The sequence below is a fragment of the Methanobrevibacter sp. genome (assembly GCF_045220775.1).
Classification (GTDB): domain Archaea; phylum Methanobacteriota; class Methanobacteria; order Methanobacteriales; family Methanobacteriaceae; genus Methanocatella.
In genome coordinates this window covers 21,740-34,423 of sequence record NZ_JBGUWC010000149.1, presented here as the reverse complement: position 1 = coordinate 34,423, position 12,684 = coordinate 21,740, and the positions used below count along the sequence as shown (strand labels likewise).

Sequence of the window (12,684 nt, the reverse complement as noted above, 5' to 3'; positions counted from 1 at the left end):
TAGTCATGAATTTAGAAAAATATAGTAATTTAGTTTTAGGTGTTTTTATATTTATTCTTTTTGGAATTGGAGTTTACTTTGCATATGTTGCAATTTTTAATCAATTTGAAGATTCTACATATAATGCAGTTTATGCAAGTTTACTTATGGCATCTATTTCAATAATCAGTTTTCTTGTATCTATTATTAATAATAATATTACTAGAAAACAAACTGAAGATTTTAATTTTATACAGCTTAGATTCCTAGATGCAAAAGAAGGTATAAATGAATTGTTGTTATTTCTTCAAGAAACATATCTCATTTATTTACAACTTCAAACTTTAGAAAAATCTAACAACCCTTATAAATATCAATATTTGTCTCCAAGAGCTTTTTTGGTGATGCAATTTACAAATTTATGTGGAGATATAATATTGTTGAATAAACTACCTATAACTTTGAGGTATAAAATTGAGTATAAATTTAAAGATATGACAAATAAAAATTTTAAAGATGATTATTTAGAAAGTTATAAAATTATTTTTTCAGTTTATCCTCCACATAAATCTATAAGAAATTACACGTCATATATAGAGTTTATCAATGAATTTAGAACATATAAGTATCCTGAACAACATAAATTGGTATTTAGGGTGTATTATGGTTCAAAATATATCAAAACACAAGATTTTTATAATCATTTTAAGGATATTTTTGTGGAATTATGTACTAATAGTATTGATGAATTGATTTTAAAAGATAATCAAGATATATGTTTAATAGAAGAAGATTATGGTTATTGGGAGTGATATGTTTCAAAATGTCTCTATTTTTATAGACTTGAATAAAAAAAGCATTAATATTAATTGTAAGATGCAGAAGTGAGATGTGGATTTATTTAAGCCATAAAACTATTTAAATAAGTATGATTAAATATTTTTTAAAATATCACATACTTGTGCTTTCTACAGTATTATTATATGAAGTTACATGGTAAATAAACTTATCCTACCTATTTCATAACTCTATAAATAAGTATGGAAATTTGTAGAAACAATCAGTCCATAGTCAGTAAATCTTTTTCTCAGGTTCATATCGGATAGTGAACTGGATTTTATTAAAATATGTACTTTTCATTTGGAATTTTATTTTTATTGTAAATTTAATAAGTATTAAATTAATTGGAGAAAAATAAAATTTTTATAAAAATTAAAATCTATTCTATTATTAAATCATACCATATTAATTTAATAAGGTTTATAAATTAGTAAGTATATATTCTATATCACTATTAAACTAAACTTTTAAGGGGTGAAAATCTTATGAATCAATTTGAAAACAATACTATAAGCATGCACTGTGATTTCGCGACACTTTATCGCTCTATTTCATCCAAACTTGAAGAATTCAAGAAATATATTTCAAGATTATTGGTAAATGAAAATTCACAGTTACTTGGACAATATTCATATTATTACAATGCATTATTTGAACTTTTAAGCATATTTGATGAATTTAAAAGTGAATGCCGTGCACTTCTAAAAACCAATAGAATCATTGAATACGTTTTCAAACACGAAAAATTAACCCCTGAATTAGGACATTATGTTAATAATGTATGGAAATCTTTCAGCAACCTTTTAAAATCAAAATTAAACCTCTTAAAAGGAAATATCTCAAATGAAGAATATGAAACTGCATATTCCAAATTCCGTGATGAATTAAGCATCAGCAGCGACTACTTCTATAGTGAAATATATGTTCAAACACATGAATTCGATGATGAAATCAATCAAATAAAATCCATTTTATTCTAGGTGATTTGGATGTGTGATAAATATTTCACCGATACCAATGTGGGCATTGCATATACATTCTATCCTGATAAATTTCACCCTTCCGTCAAACAAAAGATCGACAACACTGAAAAAGCATTGGTTTGGTCATCCTTTACAGAATACGAATTCAGAAAAAAATTTCAGGAAATTAATGATAATATCGATGATTTTTTTGCAGAAATCCAGAATGTATTAGCAAATAATGAAGTATACTCTTATGATTTCTTTGAAAAAAGCGTATTGAGAAACACCACTGACATTGAAATTGATAATCATAAGAAAATAAAATTACTTAAATTCATTTGGAACAGTGATAAATTCAATTCAATGTTTCCACAATCATTATCTAAGCTTACTTGCGAATTGATGTCCTGCTTTAATCAGGAGAAAAATATTTTCGTTGGCAAAATGGAATTATTTGACTGTGGCAGGGACAATTACAAAAATTTCCCAGATGTTTTAGATAAACTAAAAAATCAAATTGATGTTCACAAACCAGATTATATTATTGTAATTGATGCTGATGTCTTCTCAGCAGACGAGCCAATAATATTTTTAACATGTGATGAAGAATTATTCTTAAAAATAAATAATGCTGGGTTTTTAAATATTCAAGGTTATGAATTAATTAAAAAGGCAAATTAAGAAGTATATTGAGTTTTATTTGAATATTTATATTTCTTATACGGATTATTTATTTATAAATCTTCTCTAACAATATTTCTAAAAATTTGAACTTTATATTAATTTTGAAAGGTGTAAAAATGGATGAATCAACAAGAAAGGTACCAAAAGTATTTATTTCTTATTCATGGACAGATGAAGAACATATTTCCAATGTCCTTGAGTTTGCAACTTATTTAATGAATAATCATGTCGAAGTTATACTGGATGAGTGGGACGCTCCGGAAGGGATAGATTTAAATCATTTTATGGAAGAAAATGTTAGATCAGAAGATATTGATTTTGTTCTTATAATTTCCGATAAAGAATATGCTCGCAAAGCTGATGAACGAACTGGTGGTGTAGGTACCGAAACACAAATTATCAGTAAGAGAGTTTATGAAGATGTTAATCAAACGAAATTTATTCCAATAGTCTGGCAGAATGATAATAATGGAAAACCTTATTTACCAGATTATTTGTCCTCTCGCAAATATTTTGATTTAACACCTAAAAATAGATATTCAAATTCTAAAAAAGTATTACGAAGATTACATAATCTTCCAGAAAATCCAAAACCAAAATTAGGCGATTTTCCAGAGGAATTATTAGAAACAAAAAAATATTATCCCACGCTAAAAGAGTATATTGAAACATTTGATGAAAAAGTTGAAAAAAATCCTAAATCAATTAATTTTATTTCAAGAAACTTCTTTAAAAATTTTTTAAAAAATCTTGATGATTTTAAAATAAAATTTGAAACTAGAAACACTTTAGAAATTGCTAATGGATTATATAAAAATATTGAGGAGTATACTCCTTTACGGGATTATTATATCGAGTTCATTGAAAAAATTACTCAAGTACACGAGTTTGCTCCAATAGATTATGATATAATTAAAGAGCTATTTGAAAATATTTATTCAAAATACACTACACCAAACATTGGTCAATCTTATATGAGGGAAGAATTTATGAATTTTGACTTTATTTTAAGAGAACTCTTTTTATATACTATTACTATTTCAGTTGAAAATAATGATTATGAACTTACTAGTTATCTTTTAAACTCACCGTATTTCTTAAATGACAAATATAATCTTGATAAGAATCATCAAACATTTTTAAATTTAGATAGAAGAGGATATATTCCTACTGATGGATATTTAACAAAATATTGTCAAGAACATAATCTTAATAAACTAACTGGTATGGGGCATTTATTAATATCAAGAATTCATAAAGATTATGAAGTAGATGATTTTGTAAACTCAGATATTCTATGTTGCCATATTTCTATAATCAATTTACATGATCAAGATGGGTGGTTCCCATTTACATATATTTACAAAGAAACGGATTATATGTCATTATATCAAAAATTAATTTCTGAAAGCCATTGCGAGAAGGTTAAATGTATTTTTGACATTGAGTATAAACATGAATTGGAAGAGAAAATTAAATATTCGGAGGAATATTTTGGAAAAATAAGATATGGATTTTCGAATGTTTTCATGAATTATGTTAAACCTATTAGTGAATATGTTAATGTTGATGAAATTGCAAGCAAAAAATAGTTAATTTGTGATATTCATGGATTCAGATAATCATTTAATTGAAATTAAAATAAATAGTTATGATGAACTTGTAAATCTTATTTGCGGAAAAGATGGAAGAAATAAACACGATCTCAGAGAGGATTATATATTCAGAGGGTTGTCCAATATAGAATATGAATTAATTCCGTCTTCATTAAGGAAAAATAATCTAAATCAATTAAATATCAATGAATTCATTGAATCTGACTATAAATTAAAAGTTCCAATTAATGAAACTGAAATTAAAACAAATAATTTAACATATAATCCTAAACATAAAAGTTATGACAATACATTTATAATACCTTTTGACAAATACGGTAAACCTTTTTTAGATAAAAATTCAGACTATTCTGCACCTAAAAATAAATTACAAATTGAAAAAGAATTATATATTTTGATTAAATTTTTTTATCATGCAGATAAAAGTGGTTTGAAAGTTAATGCTAAAGGATTTTCAAGATATTTGCTACATCATAAATCAAATGAACCTTATGATGAATTTGTGGATTCAGACATTTTAGAAATAATATCTTTGGCACAACATTATGGTTTACCTACAAAAGCTCTTGACTGGTCATATGATTATAAAGTATCACTATATTTTGCAGTGAAAGATATTTTAGTAAATTCAAAATCAAATGATGGAGTTTTATGGGCTTTGAATTATAAATTAATTGAAAACCAAGAATTAAATGACCCTAATTATTATGTTAATTTACAAATTTATAGGCCTGAATATAATACAAATCCTAATTTAAATGCTCAAAAAGGGTTATTCACTTATTTAGAAAGATATGTTGAAAATTATGATAGGCCTTTAGACAAGATTATATCATATGAATTAAATCAAGATTTAAAAGATAGGCCAATATCTTCATATTATGATTCAAAAATCACAACTATACCTACCAATATTACCAAAAACAACAATATCTTCTACAAATTTATAATACCTAAAGAAATCAAACATGAAATTTTAAAGGAATTATATTTAGATGGCTATTCTGAAGAATATATATTTCCTGGATATGATGGAGTTACAAAATCTGTCATTAATAGAATTAAATTAAATAATTTAAATAATCCAATAACATTAAAGAAAAATATTATATTATCAGTTGATTGGGATATTAATAAAGTAAAAAGTAAAGAAAAATTATATGAATTTATAAATCAAGATTTCGAATTTGAAATTGATAAAATCTTTATATATCAAAATGATGAAATCATTGGTTATTTTAGAGGAAATGAAATAATTAAAGATTCACCTAAGAATTTATGGGATAAATTTGGAAGATATTCTGGATTATCTAAAGATAAGTTTGATAAATTATTTAACAATTCAAATTGTTTTGCTATCAGAATAAACGATTTTAACATCTTTAATTATTCAATTAAGTTATGTAATTTCAAATTTGAACATAAATTTTATTATATAGAAGATAATGATGATTTAAAATTTTTATTAAATTTTAATTAGAATCACTTCTTAATATGTTGAATACAGTTATAATAAACATTATAAATTAAATTAGAACGGAATTCTATGAAAAATAGGAGAATAAATGTCTGCAAAAAATTCATTAAAAGGTTTTGTTTATCAGGTAAATGTTTTAAATGCTTTTGTTGCAAAAATGGATTTAAAAAGAAATATTAAAAATATTGAATCAGAAGCCGAAGTAGAACATGAATTTGATGATATGGTAGTTATTGATGAAAATGATAATATTTTTTGTTTTCAAGTGAAAGATTATGAAAAATTTGACATTAACAAAGTAACAATTGAAGATGAGATTGTTAAAATTGTTGCGGGGAATACACGAAGCAGCAGTAAGTTTGACCCTACTTTTATCAATGGGCTAATTGTGAATAAGGATTTTGAATGTGATAATGAAATTTTAGGTTTTAAATCTAAATTAATTGATGGAATTCATGTTATTCCCTTAACAGAAAATAATTATGATGAACAAGTTGGGGAGTATGTTAATAATTCCAGAAAAGAATTTATTCAAACCCAAGTTATTAATAAAATTTCAAATGCACTTTTTGAATTCAAATTTGATGAATTGCCTAAGTTATCATTTTTTTCAAATGATTTAAAACATGAAACTGTGAAATTTAACAGGATCCCTGAAGTTATCAATGGCTTATCTTGGCATTTGGGGGCTCCAGGTACTGGTAAAAGTCATTGGGCAGGTGAAATTGATGAGTTTTATGAAAATTCAATACTTTATAGATTCTATGCTGATGAACATAATCAAAAGCGTTTAGAATTTTATAGATTCATTGAAGATTTTACTCATAGAATTTTTGGAGCACCTGAAAAGAAATCTTATGATGAAATAGTTGATAAAATTATCGAGGATGATTTAATAATTCTTATTGATGGACTAGATCATGTATATAATTATAATACTCCTGATTTAGAGAAATTTTTAGAATTTTTTGATATCTTGAAGGATACAAAAACTTTAATATTTTCCAGACCATTTCCGGAGATTATGGAAAAGGATAATGTGTTTAGTATTGAAAATTGGAATAAAGAAGACACTCTTAAATATTTAGAGCATTACTGTTTTGAGGAGGATATTAATGAAAAAATTTATGATTTAACAAATGGCTATCCAATAATTACTTATTATTTAGCTGAACATTATAAATTAAATAAAGATTTAACATTGTATCCTGAACAGCTTAAATCTATTGAAGATTATTATCAGACAATTTTAGATACTGTTGATCTTCAATATCCTTTGGAATTGTTTCTATTTTGCAATTCATATATTTTAGAAAGTGAAATTGATTATTTATTGGATCAAAATTCTGCACGAATATTACATGAATTCATTGAAAAATATCCTTATTTTTTTACTAAAGAGTTAAATAGAATTCGGTTATTCCATGATAGTTTATTCACTTATTTGCATGGAAAATCAGAAATGAATTATGATTATTCTCTTGATAAAGTTAAAAAAAGCATACTGTCTAAAGAAATTAATTTTTTAACAAGGTTTAATGATTTTAACTTTGAAAATGAATTTATTAAACAGGTATTAAAACTATATTCAGATTTCAACACTTTTGAAGAACTAAGTGATAATTTTGATTTTGAATCTGTAAAACTGTTTTATATAAATTTGAGAAAAATATTAAAAGATTATCCTAATACGTTAGATATTTACCAATATTATTCCTTAATTTTAATTGATTTAATTTTGAATAGAGATGATTATATTGGCGAATTTTCAGTATTTTACCAAATATTTAGATATTCTGAAATTGATGAAACGGTGATTTATAGTGATGGAGTTTTATGGAGGTTATATCAATATTATTCTGAAGAAAACATTAATCCATTTAAAAAATTATTGGAAAACCATTTTTATGATTCGGAAAGAGTATGTGAAGATTTAAAAAGAGAATGGGAAATAGAAAATATTTTCTATTCAGATAATTATGTTGAACTTGATGAAAATAATATTGAAAAAATTGTTCAAGAGGAATATAATTATGGATTATTTCAAGATTATTTAGCATATATTTGGATTAATAAAATTGATGATTCAAAATATTTTCCATTTATAAACAATTATATTAATCATTCATTTTCTTTTGAAGATGAAATCAAATTTAGATGTTTTTTAAACAATCTAAAAATTCGAGTTATGAACTTTAGAGATGTGTTGGAAGGAGCTAAATTAAAAATATATCAATGCGGATATTTGGATGAAGAAAATAGCTACTTAAAAAATTCATTAACTGAATATATAGACAACAATTTAAAAGAAATGAGCACAAGTATTTATCAAACATTGCTTGGATATTTAAGGTTTTATAATAACACAGATACTGCCTTTGATTTTTCACAAATTTTTAGATATTTCAATATGTACTCTTTTAGAAAAGATTATAGTGTTTTAACAATTAATAATGCATTATTCACATTTGAAAAGCATAGTCTTATTTCAGAAAGCGATTCATTTAATTTAATTTTAAATACTATGTCTAAATCAGAAAAAGGCATCAGACATTTAAGTTTAGATTATTTGATTGAAAAATCTCCGGAAGCTATTGAAGTTTTATTAAATGAATTTGATGTTGATTTAGAATCTGAAATAAATTATTTTGATGCTGAGCAAATTAACAAACTTCCAGAAAAAATTGTTTTTAAAAATTTTTTTGATTTTAATAAAGGTAGAGAAATAGATTTTAATAGATTAAATAACATTTTCAAATCTACTCATAAAGATAAACTACTGCTTTATTTGAGATGTCTTAACTTGAAGGTTTTTAATGTCCCAATTGAATTTTCAGAGATTTTTGAAGAAAATAATGTGGATTTTGATGAAGAACTTACTGAAATTGATCAGTTGAACTACATGAAACAATCAGAGGAAATAGATGAAACGGAATATCATGAAAAATTAAACATAATTAAAGAGGAGACTCAAAGAGAAAAAATTAGACAATTGGAATCATTTAAAGATAGAAACTATATAAGAAGGTCAGATTTTGAGGATATAAAATTATCTAATATAGATCATTTAGAATTAGCCAAATATCAAGATGGAAATTATGATTGTTTACCATATCCTGAATTTTTTAAAATATATGATAAAGAAGTTATAAAAAATGATTTGCTGATGATTATTCATAATGCAATAACAAGTAGGGTTTATTTTTCAGAAGAACATTTTGCAATAGCATATGGTTGTTTAGGCAATATTCCATATTTAATTGATTATTGTGAATATGAAATTGATTGGGTAAAAATATTTAATATTTTTAAGAGATTTATCCATGAATCAGGTATTGAATTTAATTAAATTAGATTTTTATAAAATTCTAAATAATGATGATGAATCGCTATCATAAATTATTTTTAATATAACTATGAAATTGATAATTATGTTTGCTTCACTCACATCCCTTATCGAAACTGGTTTAAAATCAATGAATCAATCTGATTTTCAAAAATTAGCTTTTGATTTTTTAAATTTTAAAGGATTTAATTATATCGGAGCCCCTGGTGCAATGGTGTCAGCAAATAAAACTTCACCTGGAACTCCAGATGGATTTTTTGAAGATAATGATGGTAAATTTATTTTTTGTGAAGTTACTACTTTAAAACGAGAAAATAATAAATCAAAGTTTTTAGAAAAGCTTCATGATGATATTAAACATTGCTTTGATGAAGAAAAATCAAAAATATCAAATGAAGATATTTCAACAGTAATTTTGGTATTTAATAGTAAGATATATCCTAATGAAGTAAAAGATTTAAGATCTAAAGTAAAAGAATTCAATCCTAATGTTAAGCCTTTATTCTATAATATTCAAAATTTAGCAAATTTTTTGCAAAACTTTCCGAATCTTGGTAATTATATTCCATTTGCACCAACTATGGATGGAATTTATTCATTAAATTCATTCATTGAACATAGTGCAAAAGGCATTAGGCCGGATTTAAAGAATGAATTTATAAAGCCAAAAAATCTTTTTAATGAAATATTTAATAAATTAAATGAAACGGATTATTTGTGTTTGTATGGAAATCAAGGTACTGGAAAAACAAGATTGGCTATAGAAATTGCTCAGGAATATTCAAAAATCAATGATTTCAGAGTCATTGTCATTAAAAGGTATTCGCCCACATTAGTATCAGACATTAGAAAAATTGTTAATTCAGATGAAAAAGTATTATTTGTCATTGATGATTATACTGATGATTTTTTTAATTTAAGCTATTTCATAGAAGATGTAAATAATTTGCATGATAATTCTTCATTTAAATATATATTTACATTAAGAAATCAATTTTTAAGTTTAATTAAACAAGAATTAAAGAATTATTCTCAAAATATTATTCCAATTAATTCTTTAGATGAGTATCATATGAGAAACTTCATCAGAGAATTTATAAAAAATGAAAATTGTTCCTTTTTATATCAACGCTATATAATTGATAGATTAATAAAAATATCTAAAGGCAATATTGTTTTTTGTGTAATGGCAATGAAAATAATGGCTAAAGAAGAAGATACAAGTCTACTTAATGATTCCGAGAGGGTTTTTATAAATTATTTTCATAATTATGATAAATTGGTGGATGTTTTTTATAATAATGAACTTTTAAAGTTATTGGGAATTTTTTCATTTTTTGATGTAATTGATTTAAATAATGATGACTTATTAGATTCAATTGAAGATTTATTCGATTGTCAAATACGAAATAATTCTAATATTGATAAATTATTAAGATATGAATTATTAACGGAAAGTCATGGCAAAATTTATTTTGAAGATTCACTTTTATCCACATATATATTCTATCTAACATTCGTAAAAAGGGATATTTTTGATTTCCAGAAATTCATTGAATTTTTTATTCAAAAGTATCCTAAACAATTGGAGTATAAATTTGGAGACATATTTGCTTCATTTGATATGGATAAATTCAAAATAACTCATTTGACTAGATTAAATTTAATAAAAGATAAATTAAATAATGATAACGACTTAATTAATTTCTATTCGATTTTTAATATTTTTTATTCAGAAGAATTATTACTATTTGTTATTAGGCATTATGAAGATTGTTATATTGAAGAGTATAATTGGGACGAATTCATTACCTCCAATATTCGTAGACATGCATCAAAAAATAGGATGATAAATTTATTATTTGAATCTTATAATTACAAATTCGTTTTAGAGTTTGCTTTTAAGTTAATCTATAAAAAACCATCTTTATTAAAGGATATTTTATTCAATATTAATCAAAAATATTCATTTACAGATTACAGTAAAAATGATGAATTTTATTTACAACATCTGTTAATTGATGTTTTAAACAATCAACATAATCTAGGAAGCTATTCTCAGTTAATAGCAGATAAGGTTTTCCAATTTGTCATAACGGATATTAAATATTTAGAAGAATTTGGTACAGAATGGGGAATATTGCATATTAGTGATTTACCACGTCTTAATGTTGAGTTGAATTATGATGACGCATTATTGGAATTAAGACAAAAAATTTTAGATTATTTATTTAAAATGTATGATGATAATAATTTATTTGTAGGAAAAACGCTTGAAATGTATATAGACACAATCAATGAAAATTTTTCACCAGTAATAGAAAAAGAATTTAATCAGATTTATTCCTTTTTAAATACATTAGATTACAAAAGATATTATCCAAATAAAATAGCATATTTATATAAAAATAAATTAAATGAATATAATGTTGATTATGAAGGGGAATTTGAATTTATAGATGAAAATATCATTAAAAAGATACATACATGTTCCAATGCTTTTAGCATTCATGAAAGAACTGAGGAAATTGAAATAACAAAAAAATTAACAGATTGTTTTAATAAATTTGGATCAGAGGAATTATTAAATCTTATGAATGAAATTAGGCTTTATGAAGAATACGTAACTGTTTATACAGATTTACTCTTCAATATTTTAATAGACGCAGATATTAATGAATTTTTAAAAACATTTGAATATTATATTAAATCAAAATTTAGATTAATTAGTGGAGCTAGTTTTATAAAAAACTTATTTAATTCAAAATTAGATACCTCTGAAATATTTAATCTTATTAATAATAAGGAAATACTTGAAAAAGAAATATTTTATCATTCTTTCTTTTTACATATTCCTAAAGAAGAAATAACAAAAGATTTGTTTTATGAATTTTGTAAATATCTTAAGGATTCAAATCATCCTTATTATAATTTATTTGATTATTATAGATTTAATGATGCTTTTTTAGAAGTGAAAGAAGAAATTGGTGAAAATGATGCATCTAATATAATTCAATATTTGACTAAAATTCTTATTATAAAATCAAATGAAATTCCCATATTCTTTAGTTATACTTTTTGTGAAGAATATTTGGATTATTTCGATGATAATTTTGAATTATTAAAAGAATGTTATTTTAACCATTGTTTATTGGATTCAAATTATGATTCTGACTTTAGTGAATTAGAAGTATTATGCAGAATCGATAAATCATTTTTGAAGGAATATCTACAATTTCGCCACGAAAATAATTTAGAATTTTCATATGAAAGAGGGAGTGTGGATTTTATTTGGAATTTAGATTATGATTATGGTGAATTAGATGATTTGATTACATTCATGTTAGAAAAATTTTATCCACATGATAATGGAATTTATATTTTCTTCCCAGATTTTGATGAAAATAAAAAAGAGTTTATTACTAATTTCATTTCTAAAAATTATAAAGATAAACAAAAAATGAGAACTATTTTTGAAATCATAAAAGAATATTATTCGATTAATGAATACATTGAATTTTTAAATTTATTCTTAGGTTTAAATGGAGATTGTGAAATTTTTGAGGGGTTTATTTCTGCAGAGTTATTGCCTGATGGTTTTGTCAATAGGGTAGTATATCTAGAAGAAAAAATAAAGTTTTATGAAACAATTAAAAAATATATTGAAAATTTAGATTCTATAAAATATTTAGAGCATATTATTGTGATGAAGAATTTAATTCATAGTGCTGAAGTTGAATTAAATAGAGCTATTAATATACAAATTATGTAATAAAA

7 protein-coding genes are annotated in these 12,684 nt (G+C 23.7%); all 7 read left to right on the top strand.

The window, feature by feature from the left end; all coding sequences use genetic code 11:
* Positions 1-5: 5 nt before the first annotated feature.
* Positions 6-791, top strand: coding sequence for a hypothetical protein (locus ACJROP_RS09675; RefSeq protein WP_292609617.1), 786 nt, complete (start codon positions 6-8; stop codon positions 789-791).
* Between the two features lie 513 nt (positions 792-1,304).
* Positions 1,305-1,799, top strand: a complete 495-nt coding sequence (locus ACJROP_RS09670) for a hypothetical protein (protein WP_292609619.1) — start codon at positions 1,305-1,307, stop codon at positions 1,797-1,799.
* Between the two features lie 9 nt (positions 1,800-1,808).
* Positions 1,809-2,465, top strand: coding sequence for a hypothetical protein (locus ACJROP_RS09665; RefSeq protein ID WP_406535259.1), 657 nt, complete (start codon positions 1,809-1,811; stop codon positions 2,463-2,465).
* A 119-nt stretch (positions 2,466-2,584) separates the two neighbouring features.
* Positions 2,585-4,060 (top strand): SEFIR domain-containing protein, encoded by a 1,476-nt coding sequence (locus ACJROP_RS09660; RefSeq protein ID WP_406535258.1) that lies wholly within the window; start codon positions 2,585-2,587, stop codon positions 4,058-4,060.
* Positions 4,061-4,076: 16 nt separating this feature from the next.
* Positions 4,077-5,564 carry an FRG domain-containing protein gene (locus ACJROP_RS09655; protein WP_406535257.1) on the top strand — a complete coding sequence of 496 codons (1,488 nt, stop codon included), beginning with the start codon at positions 4,077-4,079 and terminating at the stop codon, positions 5,562-5,564.
* A gap of 85 nt (positions 5,565-5,649) precedes the next feature.
* Positions 5,650-8,910 carry a hypothetical protein gene (locus ACJROP_RS09650; protein ID WP_406535256.1) on the top strand — a complete coding sequence of 1,087 codons (3,261 nt, stop codon included), beginning with the start codon at positions 5,650-5,652 and terminating at the stop codon, positions 8,908-8,910.
* A gap of 82 nt (positions 8,911-8,992) precedes the next feature.
* The gene (locus tag ACJROP_RS09645; protein ID WP_406535255.1) at positions 8,993-12,679 is read left to right on the top strand and encodes a hypothetical protein; all 3,687 of its coding nucleotides are present in this window, start codon (positions 8,993-8,995) and stop codon (positions 12,677-12,679) included.
* Positions 12,680-12,684: the final 5 nt, after the last annotated feature.